General features: G+C 64.7%; 16 protein-coding genes. 12 read left to right on the top strand and 4 right to left on the bottom strand.

Translation table 11 applies throughout. The features are described 5' to 3' along the window. Nucleotides 1-25 precede the first annotated feature (25 nt). A complete protein-coding gene (locus ACFOSU_RS06170; RefSeq protein WP_380687538.1) occupies nt 26-352 on the top strand; it encodes a hypothetical protein in 327 nt (108 codons plus the stop codon). Nucleotides 353-424: 72 nt separating this feature from the next. Here ACFOSU_RS06170 and ACFOSU_RS06165 read toward each other — a convergent pair whose 3' ends face one another. Both ACFOSU_RS06165 and ACFOSU_RS06160 read right to left on the bottom strand, forming a co-directional pair. After that, the gene (locus ACFOSU_RS06165) at nt 425-1,531 is read right to left on the bottom strand and encodes a hypothetical protein (protein WP_380687536.1); all 1,107 of its coding nucleotides are present in this window, start codon (nt 1,529-1,531) and stop codon (nt 425-427) included. Continuing rightward, a complete protein-coding gene (locus ACFOSU_RS06160) occupies nt 1,524-4,511 on the bottom strand; it encodes a M16 family metallopeptidase (RefSeq protein ID WP_380687534.1) in 2,988 nt (995 codons plus the stop codon). The genes ACFOSU_RS06165 and ACFOSU_RS06160 overlap by 8 nt, the downstream gene beginning before the upstream one ends. A 520-nt stretch (nt 4,512-5,031) precedes the next feature. Here ACFOSU_RS06160 and ACFOSU_RS06155 point away from each other — a divergent pair. The 6 genes from ACFOSU_RS06155 (at nt 5,032) to ACFOSU_RS06130 (ending at nt 11,714) form a co-directional block, all read left to right on the top strand. Continuing rightward, nucleotides 5,032-5,514: a DUF3015 domain-containing protein gene (locus ACFOSU_RS06155; RefSeq protein WP_380687532.1), complete on the top strand. Its 483-nt coding sequence runs from the start codon at nt 5,032-5,034 to the stop codon at nt 5,512-5,514. Between the two features lie 102 nt (nt 5,515-5,616). After that, a complete protein-coding gene (locus tag ACFOSU_RS06150) occupies nt 5,617-7,473 on the top strand; it encodes an Lnb N-terminal periplasmic domain-containing protein (RefSeq protein ID WP_380687530.1) in 1,857 nt (618 codons plus the stop codon). A 5-nt stretch (nt 7,474-7,478) separates the two neighbouring features. Next, nucleotides 7,479-9,428 carry an Lnb N-terminal periplasmic domain-containing protein gene (locus ACFOSU_RS06145; protein ID WP_380687528.1) on the top strand — a complete coding sequence of 650 codons (1,950 nt, stop codon included), beginning with the start codon at nt 7,479-7,481 and terminating at the stop codon, nt 9,426-9,428. A gap of 3 nt (nt 9,429-9,431) precedes the next feature. Further along, nucleotides 9,432-9,995: a 1,6-anhydro-N-acetylmuramyl-L-alanine amidase AmpD gene (ampD, locus tag ACFOSU_RS06140; protein WP_380687526.1), complete on the top strand. Its 564-nt coding sequence runs from the start codon at nt 9,432-9,434 to the stop codon at nt 9,993-9,995. Continuing rightward, nucleotides 9,986-10,873, top strand: coding sequence for a regulatory signaling modulator protein AmpE (ampE, locus tag ACFOSU_RS06135; protein ID WP_380687524.1), 888 nt, complete (start codon nt 9,986-9,988; stop codon nt 10,871-10,873). The genes ampD and ampE overlap by 10 nt, the downstream gene beginning before the upstream one ends. Before the next feature lie 43 nt (nt 10,874-10,916). Then, nucleotides 10,917-11,714 (top strand): inositol monophosphatase family protein, encoded by a 798-nt coding sequence (locus ACFOSU_RS06130; RefSeq protein WP_380689174.1) that lies wholly within the window; start codon nt 10,917-10,919, stop codon nt 11,712-11,714. A 67-nt stretch (nt 11,715-11,781) separates the two neighbouring features. Here the strand turns inward: ACFOSU_RS06130 and ACFOSU_RS06125 are convergent, their stop codons facing one another. Continuing rightward, nucleotides 11,782-12,498 carry a histidinol-phosphatase gene (locus ACFOSU_RS06125; protein WP_380687522.1) on the bottom strand — a complete coding sequence of 239 codons (717 nt, stop codon included), beginning with the start codon at nt 12,496-12,498 and terminating at the stop codon, nt 11,782-11,784. 87 nt (nt 12,499-12,585) lie between these two features. On the opposite strand from ACFOSU_RS06125, the gene ACFOSU_RS06120 reads away from it, so the two are divergent. The 3 genes from ACFOSU_RS06120 (at nt 12,586) to bfr (ending at nt 14,063) form a co-directional block, all read left to right on the top strand. Continuing rightward, the gene (locus tag ACFOSU_RS06120; protein ID WP_380687520.1) at nt 12,586-13,062 is read left to right on the top strand and encodes an RNA pyrophosphohydrolase; all 477 of its coding nucleotides are present in this window, start codon (nt 12,586-12,588) and stop codon (nt 13,060-13,062) included. A gap of 27 nt (nt 13,063-13,089) precedes the next feature. After that, nucleotides 13,090-13,455 carry a (2Fe-2S)-binding protein gene (locus ACFOSU_RS06115; RefSeq protein WP_380687518.1) on the top strand — a complete coding sequence of 122 codons (366 nt, stop codon included), beginning with the start codon at nt 13,090-13,092 and terminating at the stop codon, nt 13,453-13,455. Between the two features lie 107 nt (nt 13,456-13,562). Then, the gene (gene bfr / locus ACFOSU_RS06110) at nt 13,563-14,063 is read left to right on the top strand and encodes a bacterioferritin (RefSeq protein ID WP_380687516.1); all 501 of its coding nucleotides are present in this window, start codon (nt 13,563-13,565) and stop codon (nt 14,061-14,063) included. 120 nt (nt 14,064-14,183) lie between these two features. Here bfr and ACFOSU_RS06105 read toward each other — a convergent pair whose 3' ends face one another. After that, nucleotides 14,184-14,609, bottom strand: coding sequence for a CopD family protein (locus ACFOSU_RS06105; protein WP_380687514.1), 426 nt, complete (start codon nt 14,607-14,609; stop codon nt 14,184-14,186). Between the two features lie 279 nt (nt 14,610-14,888). Between ACFOSU_RS06105 and ACFOSU_RS06100 the strand changes: the two genes are divergently transcribed. Together ACFOSU_RS06100 and ACFOSU_RS06095 are read left to right on the top strand one after the other, a co-directional pair. Continuing rightward, on the top strand, nt 14,889-15,467 hold the full coding sequence (locus ACFOSU_RS06100) for a TetR/AcrR family transcriptional regulator (RefSeq protein WP_380687512.1): 579 nt from the start codon (nt 14,889-14,891) through the stop codon (nt 15,465-15,467). Between the two features lie 33 nt (nt 15,468-15,500). After that, nucleotides 15,501-15,962, top strand: a complete 462-nt coding sequence (locus ACFOSU_RS06095; RefSeq protein ID WP_380687510.1) for a PaaI family thioesterase — start codon at nt 15,501-15,503, stop codon at nt 15,960-15,962. Nucleotides 15,963-15,998: the final 36 nt, after the last annotated feature.

Raw genomic sequence — 15,998 nt, 5'->3', positions numbered from 1 at the left:
TACGCTGTTATCCGGGGGTTGTGTCATGTCTGTCTTCTCCGCGCGCCGTGCGCTCATCGTTTTCGTTGCCGCGCTTGGGATCGGACTGGCCAATCCGGCCGCGGCCATCGACGATTATGCCTCGTCCGGCCCGCCTTCCGCTGCGGCCATGGGGGTCGACGTGGCGCTGGTGCGTCCGTTCAGTCTGGCGGCGACCGTGCTCGGCACCGGGCTGTTCGTGGTGGCGCTGCCGTTTTCGCTGCTGGGCATGAATGTCGGCGAGGCCGGCGAACGCCTGGTGGTCGAACCGGCGAAGTATACGTTCGTACGGCCGCTGGGTAATTTCCAGGCCAACAGTCCCGCGCCGCGCTGAGCGCTCGGACCAGTGGACTGAAAAGGCCGGCCGCGTGCCAAGCGTCCGGCCTTTTTCATGGGCGGCTGGTCGTCATCCGCCCGGGGAGAAACCGCGCAGGGCGTTGCCCGGCGTGACCCGGATTTCGACGCTGCGGCCGTCGCGCTTGCCCTCGACGTTGCCCGGGCGAATACCGATCTTGTCGCCGTCGACGCCGTGGGTGCCGAGATAGTCCGCCACGCGCGCGGCCTGCGCGGCCGAGCCGCCGGTATCACGACTGTCGGCGATGGGCGGGCCGGTGACGGTGATGTTCTCGGCTTCGCCCTGCGCGAGTGCGGCGGCCAGGCGGTCGAGCACATTATGGCCGCGGGCGGTGATCCGCGGTCGGCCGTTGGCCAGGATCACGACGCTGTCCAGGCTGACGCTGTGGGGTTCCGGCCCCAGGTTCTCGTCGACGTCCGCTGCCGGGCTCGCGGTCGTCGGCGCGGTGGCGATCGGCGTGGGCGGCTCGGTTTTCAGGGCCGTGCCTGGTGTGGTCATGCGCTGACGCTTGGGCAACGGCAGTTCGGCCGATGGCGCGGCCGGTGCGGTTTTCTTCGGTTGGGAAGGCGCGGCTGCGCCCGCGACGTCGTTGACCCGATAGCGGATCGTGAAGGCGATATCGTTGACCTGCTCGCCGCGCCAGCTGAGGGTATTACCGCGTTGCTGCCACTTGCCGGAACGGTTGGCGCGATAGCTGACGATATCGATATTGTCCGGTACCACCCAGCTGTAGGCGAAGGAGGCGAAGTCGTCGGGTGAGTTCCACTTGCCCAGATGGCCGTCGCTGCGGGTGACGCCGTTCCAGCTGGAAAAGATCCGTTCGCCGTTATCGGCCCGGCTGATTTCATCGTCGAAACGGCCGGTGGACATGATCGCGTAGCTGCCGCTGTCAAAACGCAGCTGGGTGCCGCCGTTGTCCAGCGCGGTCGACTGGTAATCCGAAGGCACGATGAACAGGGCGTCGTCCGGGGCTTCATCCGGGCCCAGATACAGCACGCGCGCGCTCAGATCCGAGCGTAGTGTCTTGTAACTGGTGAAATGACGCCCGTCGGCGGCGAGCATGATGATGTCCTCTCGCTCCACGGCCGCCAGCGCCGGCAGGGCGAAACCCGCCAGCAGCACCGTGACGGCGAACGCGCCCGCCCGTGTTCTATTCATTCGTTCCCTCGTCGGTCGGCGCGTTGGCCTCGTCGCTGGACTCGTTATCGGCTGATTCAGCAGCCTGTTGATTGACCAGCGCCGCCGGATCCACCACGTCGACCTTACCCCAGCCCAGCGCCCGGATGGAGGACTCGATCTGGTCGAGATCACCGACCACCACCCAGGTCAGCCCGCCGGCATCGATCATCGTACGCGCGGCGTTTTCGAGCGTGCTGCGGTCGAGGCCGCGAATGCGCTCGACGTAGCTGTCGTAATAATCGTCGGGCAGATCGAAGACCACCGACTGGCTGAGCGTGGAGGCCAGCGCCGGGGTGGTCTCGTTCTCACCGGGCAGGCTGCGGGTGAGATTGGCCTGGGCTGCCGACAATTCGCCGTCGGTGACCGGCTTGTCACCGCGAATCGCGCTCAGTTCCTTGCGCATCTCCTGCATCGACGGCGCGGTCTTGTCGATCTGCACCGAGGCGTAGGCGATGAACGGCTGCTGGGCGCGCGCGTTCATCAGCAGGCTGCGTGCGCCATAGGACCAGTGCTTGGCTTCGCGCAGGTTGAGATTCAGGCGCGAATTGAACAGGCCGCCGAGTACTGCGTTGACGGTTTCCATGGCGATGTCGTCGTCGCTGGATTTGGGCGGCGCCACGTTGCCGGCGATGACCGTGGCCTGATTGCTGCCGGGTCGGTCGACCAGATAGATATGCGGCGTAGTGGGCGGCGTCACCTGCGGCAGGCGTTTCTGGGGCGGCGGCGTATCGCTCTTGGGCTGCCAGTTGCCCAGATGTTTTTCCAGCATGGGCTTGAGTTCGGCCATGGTGGTGTCGCCGACCACCACCAGCGTGGCGTTGTCGGGCCGCAGCCAGGTATCGGCGAAACGATGCACATCGTCGACCGTCATCGCCTGCACCGCGGCCTGCGTGCCGCTGCCGGTGAGCGGTGTGCCGTAGGCGTGGTCCTTGCCGTAGAGCAGCGGGCCGAGGGTGCGCAGGGCCAGACTCGTGGGCTGGCGTTTTTCCTGGGCAATGCCGGCCAGGCGCTGTTTCTTGAGTCGGTCGAATTCCTTGGCCGGAAAATCGGCGTTGCGGACCACGTCGGCGAAGATATCGAGCGAGGGCTCGAGCGCGGTCGTCAACGTCGACAGGCTCACGCTCGAGGCATCCAGCGACGCACTGGTGCTCAGGTTGGCACCGAGCGCATCCAGGTCCGAGCTGATCGCCAGCGCGTCGCGGCTGTCGGTGCCTTCGTCGAGCATGCCCATGGCCAGACTGGCGGTGCCGGGCGCCTCGGCCGGATCGGCCGCATAGCCGGCATCGAAGATCAGCCGCATTTCGACCACCGGCGAGGCATGCCGCTCGGCCAGCCGCACTTTCAGGCCATTGGAGAGCGTGGCGTGCTGGACCGCGGGCAGGTCGAGGTCGGCGCCCTGGCCGATATCCGGCAGCTTGTCGCGGGCGACGTCCTCGCCCTGGGCGCGGCGCTCGCCGAACGGCTTGACCGAGAGCACGTAGACGCCGTCGGAGAGCCAGCGGTTCGCGGTGTTCTGGATGGCGTCGGGGGTAGCGTTACGCAGGATCTCGAGTTCCTGCTTGTAAGCGCCCGGATTGTTCTCGTAGATCTCGCCCTGGGCCAGGATATCGGCCTTGCCGCCGAGTCCGCCCACGCTTTCGGTGCCGCGCACGAAAGAGGCGCCGAAGCGGGTGCGGGCGCGTTCGAGCGCATCCGTGTCGGGGCCGTTGTCGAGGAAGGCCTGCATCTGCTTGTCGAGTTCGGCCTCGAGCGCATCCAGGTCGCCGCCCGGTTTGGCGGTGGCGCTGACGATGAATTGCGAGCCGATCTCCTTGTCCCAGACGAACGCCGATACGTCGGTGGCGATCTGCTGGTTGTAGACGAGGCTCTTGTAGAGCGGGCTGTTCTTGGAGCCGGCGAGCAGGTCCGCGGCGATCTGCAGGCGGGTGGTGTCCGGTGCGCCGGTGGGCGGAATGTTCCAGACCTTGTAGACCCGCGCCTGCGGCACGCGGTCGAACATCACCTGACGATGCGTACCGTTCATCTTTGCCACCCAGCGCTTCTGCTGGGATACCGGCTGGCCGGGTTGGATGCTGCCGAAATACTTCTCGACCTTGGCTTTGGCGGCTTCGGGTTCGATATCGCCGGCGAGCACGAGCACCGCGTTGGACGGGCCGTAATACCGCTTGAACCAGGCCTTGACGTCGTCGAGGGTGGCCGCGTTCAGATCCTTCTCCGAGCCGATGGTCGACCAGGAATAGGGATGACCGGCCGGATAGGTGTTCGGCGGAAAGCTGTCGAAGACCTTGCCGTAGGGCTGGTTCTCCCCCTGGCGTTTTTCGTTGAGCACCACGCCGCGCTGTTCGTCGAGCAGGTCTTGGTCGATGGCGCCCAGGAAATGGCCCATGCGGTCAGACTCCATCCACAGCGCCATGTCCAGCGCATTGGTGGGTACGCTGGCGAAATAATTGGTGCGATCGACGTTGGTGGTGCCGTTCATGTCGGTGGCACCCGCGCGCTCGAAGGGTTCGAAGTATTCGCCCTGCCAGTGCTCGCTGCCCTGGAACATCAGGTGCTCGAACAGATGCGCGAAGCCGTGCTGGCCAGGGCCTTCGTTCTTGGAGCCGACGTGATACCAGATGTTGACTGCCACGATCGGGGTCTTGTGATCGGTATGCACGACCAGCGTCAGGCCGTTGTCGAGCACGTATTTCTTGTAGCCGATATCCACGTCGGGAATCTCGACGCCCGGAGCGCTGTCGTCATCGGTCTCCGCATCGGCGGCTGCGTTGTCCGTCGGCGCGGCCAGCGTTGTATCGGCTCCGGTGGAGGACATGTCCGGGTTCTCGCCGGGCTTGGTCGTCGTCGTTTCGTCGGTCGATGCGCTGCCGGGCGCCGCGGTCTCTGCCCGAGCCTGGCCGCAGCCGACGATCGGCGCGGCGGCGATACAGATCAGCAAGAACAGAAGTTTTGCAGGCATGAAGAGTCTTTCCCGGTGAATAACATGGCGGTGACGCGGCGTGCGGCGAGCTTATCAGGGTGATCGGGTGCAATCATCCGTGCGGGCCGAGGCGTGAAAGAACGACGCTGTCGCGTTCGTAGCCAGGGTCGGCGCGAGCGCGCGTCGGCGTGCCAGGTCGCGCGGCGAAATCTGCCGCGAACCCGATCGATGGCGCCCTCGCAACAGCAATCGCGATCGGCATGCTGGCTTGCTCACGGATCGCGGCCCGCACTGGCGATCATGAACGGGTGCGGCGATGTGCGCTGCAAGCTTGTAGCCGAACAAACTCGCGCGCGAAAGCCGATTTCGACAGCGGATGTCTGCGGGCAACGCGGCATTGATGCGCAGTCCGCCGCGGTTGCACGCGATTGTCCAATAGATGTTCAGATTTAACGCTGTACAGCGTGCACAGCTTCGTTATAGTTTGAAACTTGCCCGCGCGTGGATGTGGGCGAGAAAGCGAGTAAACATCAACACTATTCAAATGTTGGGGGTCGAGATGAAGAAATTGATACTGGGTGCCATTCTGTTGGGATCGAGTCTGAGCGCCAGTGCGGTCGCGCCGGGCGGCCCGGGTTGTGGTTGGGGTAATCTGTTGTTCGAAGGCAGCAGCGGTACCGGTGCCCATCTGCTGGCGACGATCGTCAACGGCACGTCCGGCAATGCCACCTTCGGCATGACCAGTGGCACCAACGGTTGTGATACCAGCGGCACGCTGACCTACAGCGGCAAGAGTCTGCTCGCCATGAACGGCGTGCTCGAGGAAGTGGCCCAAGACATGGCTGTGGGCCACGGCGAAGCGCTGACCGCGCTGACCGTGTCGATGCAGATCGACCCGAATGACCGTGCCTATTTCGATTCGGTCATGCACGAAAACTTCGGCAGCATCTTTCCGCGTCAGGACGTGGACGCGGCCGAGGTGATGGACAATATCAACGCCGTGATGAAGCGCGACGATCGTCTGAAGCACTACGTGTCCTGAGCAGGTTGGTTGGCGAATGCCCCGTCTGGTCGCCAGGCGGGGCTTTTTTCTGGGTGAGGCGTGTGATGCGCGGTACTGGAGCGATATCTTGTTGAAGGCGCAGTGAAAACAGCGCTTATTCTGGTGCTGATGATGACCGCGCTCGTGCCGGTCACCCAGGCGGCAGCAGCCGAACCGGCGGCCGTTTCCGACGCCCGGTTCGCGGCCCTGGCCGCGTCGCCCCGCTGGCAGGCGCTCCTGCATATCAACCAGGGCGCGACCCTGCGCGGCATCGGCGCCAGCTATGTCGATGACGACGATTTCTTTCTGTCGGCCGACGGTGTGGACGACCCGGAAGCGGAACTGCGGGCAAGCTGGCGGGCGCTGCGAGCACCGCACAGCGCCGAGCGCTGTCGGTTTCCCGCACGCTATCGATTTCTTGCCGAACAGCTGGGCTGGCATGAGCAACAGCCGTTGCGTCATTGCAGCGAATATCTGAAGTGGCGCGAGAACATGCCCACCGGGCAGCTGGTGCTGGTGTTCCCGGCGGCCTATCTGAACAGTCCGTCGTCCATGTTCGGGCATACGCTGCTGCGCCTGGATGCCACCCCGGACCCGGAGTCGGTGTGGCTGTCGCAGGCGATCAATTTCGGCGCCCAGACGGACGGCCTGGATAACTCGTTCTTCTATATCTGGCGTGGCCTGGCCGGCGGCTATCCCGGGCGTTTCTCGGTGGTGCCCTATGCCCAGAAGATCCGCGAGTACGCGTTTCTGGAAAACCGCGACATGTGGGAGTACGCGCTCAATCTCAACGCCGACGAACTCGACTGGGTGGTGCGTCATCTCTGGGAGTTGCGCAACATCAACTTCGATTATTATTTCTTCGACGAGAATTGTTCATTCCGACTGCTGGAACTGATCAAGGTCGGGCGCCCCGAGGCGGATCTGATGCCGGATCTGCGCTTCGCCGAGCTGCCGGTCAATACGGTGCGCGCCCTGTATACCGCCGGCCTCGTCACCGAGCGGCGTTATCGCCCCTCCAAGGCCAAGCAGCTCGAACATCTGGCGACGCGTCTCGATGGTGATGAGCTGGCCTGGGCCCGCACGCTGATGACCGACCCGGAACAGGCACGCTCGGCGGGGTTTCAGGCCTATGCGCCGATGCGCCGCCATCTGATCGCGCAGGTCGCCTATCAGGCGCTGCGGCTGCGTCATCGCAAGGGCGCGCGGGATGCATCCGCCGCCCGCAACGGACTGGCGCTGTTGCGCGTGGTGCAACGCAATCCGGCCCCGCCGTCCGACGCCGTGCCCGAGCCGCCCGCGCCGGAGCGCGGCCACGACACGCAGATGGCCAGTATCGGCGCCGGAAGCCAGGACGGCGCGGCGTTCGCGGAGTTCGGTTACCGCCTGACCTACCATGATATTCTCGACCCGCTGTCCGGGTTTCTACCCGGTGCGGGCATCGAAGGACTGGACCTGCGCCTGCGTGCCACGGAGGGTGACGGCCTGTCTCTGGAGAGCCTCGATCTGGTCAATATTCGATCGCTTGCACCGCGTGGGGCATTCGTGAAACCGATTTCCTGGTTCGTGCACGCGGGCCTAGAGCAGGCGCCGGTGCCGGGCGGCCGCAACCTGGGCGCGTTCATTCAGGGCGGGCCGGGTGCGAGCTGGCAATTCGGCGGGCTCATGCCGTATGCGTTCGCCGTGGTGCGCGCCGAAAGCGTCAGCGGGTTTGACCCGGATATCGCCCTGGGCGGCGGCACCGAACTGGGCGCGGTCTATGTCACGCCCGGGGTACAGCTGGGCGCGCATGCCCGCGCGCTCTATTTCACCCACGATTTCTACCGACTGAGAACGAGTCTGACCGCCGATATGCCGATATCGACCGATAACGCCGTCCGCGCGGACTGCGCACATGAAACCTGGCGCGAGCAGGGCGTGAACAGCTGCACGGTCGCGCTGCGGCATTATTTCAATTGATGGCGATGTTCAAGCGATGGGCGCTCGTCGCCGTGTTGATGGCGGCCCATGCACCGTGGGCCTATGCACAGAACCGGTCCGACTACGTCGATGCGCTCCAGGCCCGTGCGCAAGACATTGATCTGGCGGGGTCGGCGCAGTGGCAGGCCCTGCTGCACTACGAAAAGAACTGGATGCATGGCGGCGTGCACAGTACGGTCGCCTCGGACTGGTTCTTCTTCGCGCCTGATGGCCGCACTGATCCGGCCGCCGAGCTCGATGCCACGCTCGCGGCGCTGTTCGCCAATGAACAGGTCAGCAGCCGCGACAAGCCGGCTGGCTGCGCGTTCGTGGCACGGCGCAAGTTCCTGGTCGCCGCGCTCGACATCGATACCGCCCGCATGCCGACCTACGACTGCGCCGAATACAAGCAGTGGCGGCGCGCACTCAGCCCGCAGACGATCAGCCTGATCTTTCCGACCGCGTTTCCGAACAGCCCGTCGTCCATGTTCGGGCATACGCTGCTGCGCATCGACTCGTCGCGGCGCCGGCGCGGTACCGAGTTGCTCGCTTATGCGGTGAATTTCGCCGCGGCCGCCGGTGAAGACGGTCACGGCCTGGGCTTTGCGTGGAAAGGGCTGACCGGCGGCTACCCCGGTATCTTCGGGTTGTTTCCCTACTACGAGAAGGTCAAGCAATACGCCTGGATCGAGCATCGCGACGTATGGTCCTATCCATTGGATCTCGACGACGCCGAGATCGACCGGCTGGTCGACCATCTCTGGGAGATGGACGGGGTTCGCTTCGACTACTACTTCCTCACCAAGAACTGCTCCTACCAGCTGTTGAGCCTGCTGGAAGTCGCGCGGCCGTCGCTTACGCTCACCGAACAGTATTCCTGGTATGCGATCCCCGCGGACACGATCCGAACCCTGTCGGACGTGCCCGATCTGATGCAGACGCCGACCTTCCGGCCGTCGCTGGAAACCCAGCTGCGCTGGCAGGCCGATCAGCTGACTCCGGAGCAGCGCGCGCTGGCCACCGGCATCGCCGCCGACGAGATCGCCCTCGACGATGGCCGGGTCACGCGGCTGGACGCGACCGATCACGCGGCCGTGCTCGAGGTTGCCCACGATTATCTCTACTACCAGCTGCAGAGCGGAGAAGCGCGCGAACGCGACGATCAGCGCGCGGCCAGGGCGCAACGCCAGGCGCACGCCAACGCGATTCTGCTGGCGCGCAGCCGGATCCCGCGGCCATCGCCGTTCGCCAGGGTGCCGGCGCCCAAAACCACGCCGGACGAAGGACATCGGACCCTGCGCGTGCAGGCCTCGACCGTCTATGAAGCGGACGATGTGTCGTTGGGCTTTCGTATTCGCCCGGCCTATCACGACCTGCTCGACGCGCCGGGCGGTTATACCGCGGGCGCCCAGATCAATCTTCTGGATCTGGGCCTGCGTCTGGACCCGCAGGACGGCGAGTTGCGCATCCAGGATCTGACCGTGCTCAATATCGAATCGCTGTCGCCGCGCTCGGCTTTGTTCAAGCCGGTCTCGTTCCAGATCGATACCGGCCTGCGCCGGCGACCGTCCGCTAACGTGTTCGACGATGTGCCCAATAACCTCGGCTACTACTTTCAGGGCGGGCCGGGGCTGGCCTGGGGCGACGACGACCTGCTCGGCTACGTCTTCGGTCTGGGTTCGGTGGACGCCAACAGCGCGCTGCAGCCCGGCTATGCGCTGGGCGCTGGCGCCAGTGTCGGCGTACTGGCGCATCCGCTGCGCGGCGTGCAGATGCGTCTGGAGGCCGGCGCGCTCGAATACGTGGCCGGCGACGACGGCTATTATCGCTGGGCCCGCGCGACCCAGCAGTTCCCGCTGACGCGCGGATTGGCGCTGCGCAGCGAGATCGGCTGGGAAGGCACGGCGGTCGACGCCGGCCTGCGTGCCGTGATTGGTCTGAACGCGTATTTTTGAACCATGACGGATCTTGCGATCAACCACGGCTGGCTGGCTGGCATACGCCGGCTCGACTCGCCCAATCACGATGCGCGTCCCGCGGGCACGCCGGTGGATACGCTGGTCGTGCACGGCATCACCCTGCCGCCCGGGCGCTTCGGCCACGGCCAGGTCGATGCGCTGTTCACCAATACGCTCGACGTGTGCGCGCATCCCTTCTTCGCTGAAATCGAGGGCTTGCGGGTGAGCGCCCATGCGCTGATCGAGCGCAGTGGTGCGATCACCCAGTACGTGAATCTCGACGCCCGCGCCTGGCATGCCGGGCGCTCCTGTTTCGACGGCCGCGAGGCGGTCAACGATTTCGCTATCGGCGTGGAGCTGGAGGGCACCGACGACTGTCCGTACGCGCCGGCCCAGTATCGCGCGCTGGCGGCGGTGGCCGCGGCGCTCATGCATCATTATCCGGCGCTCGCGCGCTCGCGTATCGTGGGTCATAGCGATATCGCGCCCGGGCGCAAGACCGATCCCGGTCCGGCGTTCGACTGGGCGTTGTTCGATCGCCACCTGGAGCGCGCGTGCACCTGATCATCATCGTTATCGCGTTGTTCGCCGAGCGCGCCTTCGGCCAGCTCAAGCGTTGGCGCGAAACCGATGGCTTCGCCCGCTATGTAGCGTTCATCGAGCGCAGCCGGCTGGGCGCGCGCTGGTTGTCGCATGCCTCGGGCGTGCTGGTGATCGTGCCGCCGGTGCTGGTCGTGGCGCTCGCGCAGTGGGCGGTGGTCGAGTATCTGTGGCTGGGCTTCGAACTGGTGTTCGGTGTACTCGTGCTCATGCTCACCTTCGGCCCGCGCGATCTCTGGGAAGACGTCTATGCGCTGGCCCATGCGCGCGGTGAAGCGGACCACGACCAGGCCGAGGCGCGCGCGGTCGCCCTGTGCCGACGGACCACCGGGCGGGCGGCCACCGATATCGAGGGCCATACCATCGTCGGTGCCGTGCTCATCCAGGGCCACGAGCGGGTGCTGGCGGTGCTGCTGTGGTTCTTCCTTGCCGGGCCGGCGGGCGCCGTGTTCTATCGCAGCGTGCGCGAACTGCCGGCGCTGGCGGCACGTGGCACTGGCTCCAAGAGCCTGCGGCGCGCGGCCGAATACGTACACGGCGCGGCGGCCTGGTTCCCGGCCCGGCTGATCGTGCTGGTCTATGCGATTGTAGGCGACACGCGCCGCGCGCTGGCCGCCTGGCCCGCGGCGCGGGCGACCACCCACCTGAGCGCGGCCGCCAGCTGGCGCCTGCTGGCCGTGGTCGGGCGCGGCGCGCTGGCGCTGCCGCGCGATACCCGGTCGCCGCGTTTCGAGCGCCAGCTCAACGATACCCTGCTCGAGGCGCTCGGGCTGATCTCGCGCGCGCTGCTCGTGCTGCTGGCGGGGCTCGCGCTGCTCATCATTTTCGGCGTGCTGCGGTAGCATTCGCGTCCAAAGCCAGCCACGGACGATTGTCTTGACCGATCTGCAACCCTTCCTCGACACTGCCATCGAGGCCGCTCGCGCGGCCGAAACCATCATTCGCCGCTACTACCTGGGCGATTTCGAGGTCGAGCACAAGGCCGACGCCAGCCCGGTGACCATCGCCGACGTCGAGTGCGAGCGCGCCATCAAGCAGGTCTTGTCGAGCGCGTTCCCCGATCACGGTTTCTACGGCGAGGAGCTCGGGCGCGAGGACGCCGACGCGGACTACGTCTGGCTGATCGACCCGATCGACGGCACCAAGAGCTTCGTGCGCGGCTATCCGTTTTTCTCCACCCAGATCGCGCTGCGCCATCGCGGCGAATTGATCGTGGGCGTGTCCAATGCGCCCATGTTCGGTGGCGGTGAACTGGCTTGCGCCGCCAAGGGCCTGGGGGCGACCCTCAACGGCGAGTCGATCCGCACCTCGGATGTCGATCGTATCGACAAGACCAGTCTGTCACTGGGCAATATCGGCGCGCTCGGCGCGTCGCCGGCCTGGCCCAGGATCGGCCAGCTGGTGGGCGACGTGCACCGCATCCGCGGCTACGGCGATTTCTATCACTATCACCTGCTCGCTTCCGGGCGCGTCGACGCCATCGTGGAGTCGGATCTCAACATCCTCGATATTGCCGCGCTCACCGTGATCCTGCGCGAGGCCGGCGGTGATATCACCGAACTCGGCGGCGGCGATATCGATCTGGATACCCGCAGCGTGCTGGCGACCAACGGCCGGCTGCGCGATCAGATCGGCGCCTACGTGGCCGACTGGGACGAAGCGCGCGACGCGCCGAGCGACTAGCCGCACTCGGAAAAAATCTCACGCCAAGGCGCAAGTACGCAGGATTGAAGCGACCAGCAAGGGCAGCTTATTTTCTTGCGCCCTGGCGTCTTGGCGTGAACGCTTGCAGGCCCTGAAGCGGCGATGTCTCGCCGCGCAGGCTGATGATCGGCCAGCCGGCGTCGCGAGCCGCGGCGGCGAGTGTGTCGTCGGGGTCGACGGCGATGGCCACATCGGCCCAGCGCAGCAGCGGCAGGTCGTTGTGGGAATCCGAGTAGAAGGTCACGCGCTCGAACGCCTGCGGCTGGGCGGCGACCCATGCCTGCGCGCGCGCGATCTTGCCTTCCTGAAAAGAGGGCGTGCCGGCGATCTCGCCGGTATAGGCGCCGTCGACGATCTCGGGGTCGGTCGCGATCAGGGTGTCGATATCGAGCAGTTCGGCGATCGGTTCGGTGATGAAGCGATTGGTGGCGGTGATGATCGCCAGCGCGTCGCCGCGTTCGCGATGCAGCGCCACCAGCGCGCGCGCATGACGCGCGACCACTGGCTGGATGCGCTCGGCCACGAAACGCGCGCGCAGAGCGTGCATGTCGTCGAGCGCGTGCGTGAGCAGCGGCGCCAGCGCAAATCGCTGGTAGGCGTGGATATCCAGATTGCCGGCCTTGTACTGGTCGTGAAAGCGCTCGTTCTCGCGCTCGTAGAGCGTGCGATCGACCACGCCCTCGTCGACCAGAAAACGGTTCCACTGATAATCACTGTCATCGGCAAGCAGTGTGTGGTCGAGATCAAATAGCGTTAAATCCAAGATGCAAGCGCCTTTGTAAATAGAAATTTTTCGTTTTTGAATGATTTGTGAAAGAATCGACCCAGTACTTATACCGAGGGCGTAGTCGTGATCGATGCGCAAGGTTTCCGGGCCAACGTCGGGATCATCTTAAGCAATCAATGCGGTCAGGTGTTCTGGGCCAAGCGGATCGGCCAGCAATCCTGGCAGTTTCCACAGGGCGGCATCCACGAGGGCGAGAACGCGCAGCAGGCGCTGTTTCGTGAACTCGAGGAGGAAGTCGGCCTGCGCGCGGAACATGTGCGCATGATCGGCTGTACACGCCGCTGGCTGCGCTACCGGTTGCCCAAGCGCTATGTACGCCGGCATCGCCAGCCGCTGTGTATCGGGCAGAAACAGAAGTGGTTCATGCTGCAGCTGCTCGCGCCGGAGTCCTGCGTGCGCTTCGACGCCACCGAAAAACCCGAGTTCGACGGCTATCGCTGGGTCGACTACTGGCAGCCGGTCAACGAAGTGGTGTTCTTCAAGCGTCAGGTTTATCGGCTGGCTCTCAACGAACTCTCCTGCTGCCTCGATCCGGAATAGTTTCCGGCCCATCTGTCTTGTGCCGCAATGCGTTGGCGGGATATAGCCTTGCGTGCATCGAAAACAATTACAGCGTACACTGACAATGACATCGACGAGTGTCTTCATGCCATGCTATTGACACTCATTCTCATTCGCGTTCTACTGCGCGTCGGAGGTAAGTCCATGTACGTTTGTGTTTGTAACGCCGTAACCGAATGCCAGATCCGCGATGCCTATTGCGAAGGCGCGTGCAGCATGCGTGATTTGCGCAAGCGCTTGGGCGTGGCCGGCTGTTGTGGCCGCTGTGCGCAATGCGCGCGTGACCTGCTTACGCAATGCCGTCAGCAATCCGAACGTGCCGCTGCGCCGATCCGCGTGATCGAGCGGGCGCCAATGTCGGTGGCCAGTTAGCAGGCCAGTTCCCGACGGACCAACCCTTTGTGTCCCAGTCGTTTGTAAGCGTTTGCCGCGTCGGATAAGCTTGAGGCCATTATTGCCGTCAAGCACAGGACCCAGCCATGAAAGGCGACGCGAAAGTCATCGAATACCTCCAGAAGTCGCTCAAGCTCGAGCTGACTGCCATCAACCAGTATTTCCTGCACGCCCGCATGTATGAAGACATGGGCTTCTACGAGATTGGCAAGAAGGAATACCAGGAATCGATCGAGGAAATGCAGCACGCGGATCGCTTCATCAAGCGCATCCTGTTCCTCAACGGTCTGCCGAACCTGCAGGATCTGGGCAAGCTGCGTATCGGTGAAAACCCCAAGGAAATGCTCGAATGCGATCTGGCCGCCGAGTACGAAGGCCATGCCTACTACAAGGAAGCGATCGGCTATTGCGAGCAGGCGGGCGACTATGTCACCCGTGAATTGTTTGCCGAAATCCTGGCCGACGAGGAGGGGCACATCGACTTCATCGAGACCCAGCTCGACATGATCAAGCACATGGGCGAGCAGAACTACAACCAGTCGCAGATCGGCACGGATATCAATCAGGATCCGGACGGCGGCGAGTAACGCGTCTACGCCGATCAGGCATCAAAAAGCCCGCCGGGATCTCTCTCGGCGGGCTTTTTTGTGCCCGTGGCCGGCCCCGGCGCGAACGCCGCTATGCCGGTCGGGCGGGTCGTAACGCGGTCAGAACGGCTTGACGATCGCCAGGATCACGATCAGCACCAGAAACACCGTCGGCACTTCGTTCATCAGACGAAAATAGCCGGCGTTGTTGCTGTTGCGGTTTTCACGGAATTTCTTGACCTGTACCTGACACCAGCCGTGGTAGCCGATCAGGCCGAGCACCAGCAGCAGCTTGACGTGGATCCAGCCGTTGGCCGCCATCCAGGCGCTGCCGTAGCTCACCAGCAGCCAGACACCGAACACGATCGTCAGCAGCGCGGCGATGGACATCAGCATCGACAGCCGTTTTTCCATCGTGCAGAAGCGGGCGTAGCCGACCTCGTCGCGGGTGTCGGCGTGGTAGACGAACAGCCGTGGCAGATAGAACAGGCCGGCGAACCACGCGACCATGGCAATGACGTGAAAGGCCTTGACCCAAAGTAGCATCGAGTACTCCTGAAAAAAAATGCGCCGCGCGGACCGCGGTCGAGCCGCCGGGCGATAGATCGCAGACGGTGGCAGTCCCGATAGTGTATATCGAACAAGGCCTTGTCGCGGCGTTGCGGCAGAGGCTGAGCGGCGGACGCGGGTTGCGCCGCTAAGAGCCAGTCGGTCTGCGCGGAGCCGCGCGCACGGTCGCACAAGAAAATCTTTACATGATGGCCATAATGATTATATAAATGATGAGCATCATTTAACCGGACGTCTGTTAGGTACGAGTCCGTTATGAAAGTCAGCAGAGCCGAATCCGAAGCCAATCGCCGCCGCATCGTCGATCGAGCGGCCGCGTTGTTTCGCGAGCGCGGCTTCGACGGCGTCGGCGTGGCCGAGCTGATGAAGGCTGCCGGCCTCACCCATGGCGGCTTCTATGGACATTTCGCGTCCAAGGACGAGTTGATCGCCGAAGCCTGCCTGCGTGCCATAGAGCAGACCGGCGATCGCTGGCAGACGCTGCTGGGCGCCAACGAGGCCATGCCTTTGGACGCGATGGCGCGCCAGTATCTGTCGCGCCGCCATCGCGACAATCCCGGCGACGGCTGCGTGCTGGCCTCGCTGGGTGCCGAGGCCAGTCGTGCCTCGCCCGCGGTACGCGGCGCCTTCACCCGCAGCGTGCGCCGCTTCATCGGCCTGCTCGAAAGTGCCGTGCCCAGGCGAACCGAAGCACGGCGACGGCAACAGGGCGTGGCCGCCTGCGCCAGCCTCGTGGGCGCGGTCGTGTTGGCGCGGGCCGTCGACGACGCCTCGCTTTCCGACGAAATTCTTGCCGCCGTGCGCGCCGAACTCGCGCACGGCGACGCGCCTTGATTCGAAAATCCCTTGAACCCGCCCGGAGATCACATGAGTTCCAATCCCGACGCGCAGGACACGCCGGCGCTCAACGGCCTGCAGACCCTGCAGATGCTGATGCGTGAAAAACGCAATCCCGCCATCGGCGACACGCTCGAGTTTCGCCTGGTCGAGATCGATGAAGGCATCGCCGTATTCGAAGGCACGCCCACGGAGCGGGTCTACAACCCGATCGGCACCGTGCACGGCGGCTATGCCGCGGCGCTGCTGGATTCCGCCTGCGGCTGTGCCGTGCACTCGCGCCTGAATGCCGATCAGGCGTATACGACCGCCGAACTCAAGGTCTCCTATCATCGCGCGCTGACCAAGGAGACCGGCGTGGTGCGCGCGCACGGCAGTATCGTGTCGATGGGTCGCCGAGTCGCCTTCGCGCAGGCGCGGCTCGTGGACGCCGATGATCGTCTCTATGCGAGCGCAACGTCGACGCTGCTGGTCATGGAGCGGCGGCCGTGATCGACGCGCCGGTCACGCGGGCGGCACGCGCAGTGG

Source organism: Salinisphaera aquimarina (assembly GCF_042643355.1).
Taxonomy (GTDB): domain Bacteria; phylum Pseudomonadota; class Gammaproteobacteria; order Nevskiales; family Salinisphaeraceae; genus Salinisphaera; species Salinisphaera aquimarina.
Note: the sequence above shows the minus strand (reverse complement) of the source record. Positions and strands in the feature narration are given on the sequence as shown.

Coding starts and splice junctions, on each gene's coding strand:
- ACFOSU_RS06170 (WP_380687538.1), top strand. CDS start 26: ATGTCTGTCTTCTCCGCGCGCCGTGCGCTCATCGTTTTCGTTGCCGCG.
- ACFOSU_RS06165 (WP_380687536.1), bottom strand. CDS start 1,531: ATGAATAGAACACGGGCGGGCGCGTTCGCCGTCACGGTGCTGCTGGCG.
- ACFOSU_RS06160 (WP_380687534.1), bottom strand. CDS start 4,511: ATGCCTGCAAAACTTCTGTTCTTGCTGATCTGTATCGCCGCCGCGCCG.
- ACFOSU_RS06155 (WP_380687532.1), top strand. CDS start 5,032: ATGAAGAAATTGATACTGGGTGCCATTCTGTTGGGATCGAGTCTGAGC.
- ACFOSU_RS06145 (WP_380687528.1), top strand. CDS start 7,479: ATGTTCAAGCGATGGGCGCTCGTCGCCGTGTTGATGGCGGCCCATGCA.
- ampD (WP_380687526.1), top strand. CDS start 9,432: ATGACGGATCTTGCGATCAACCACGGCTGGCTGGCTGGCATACGCCGG.
- ACFOSU_RS06115 (WP_380687518.1), top strand. CDS start 13,090: ATGCGTTGGCGGGATATAGCCTTGCGTGCATCGAAAACAATTACAGCG.
- bfr (WP_380687516.1), top strand. CDS start 13,563: ATGAAAGGCGACGCGAAAGTCATCGAATACCTCCAGAAGTCGCTCAAG.
- ACFOSU_RS06105 (WP_380687514.1), bottom strand. CDS start 14,609: ATGCTACTTTGGGTCAAGGCCTTTCACGTCATTGCCATGGTCGCGTGG.
- ACFOSU_RS06100 (WP_380687512.1), top strand. CDS start 14,889: ATGAAAGTCAGCAGAGCCGAATCCGAAGCCAATCGCCGCCGCATCGTC.
- ACFOSU_RS06095 (WP_380687510.1), top strand. CDS start 15,501: ATGAGTTCCAATCCCGACGCGCAGGACACGCCGGCGCTCAACGGCCTG.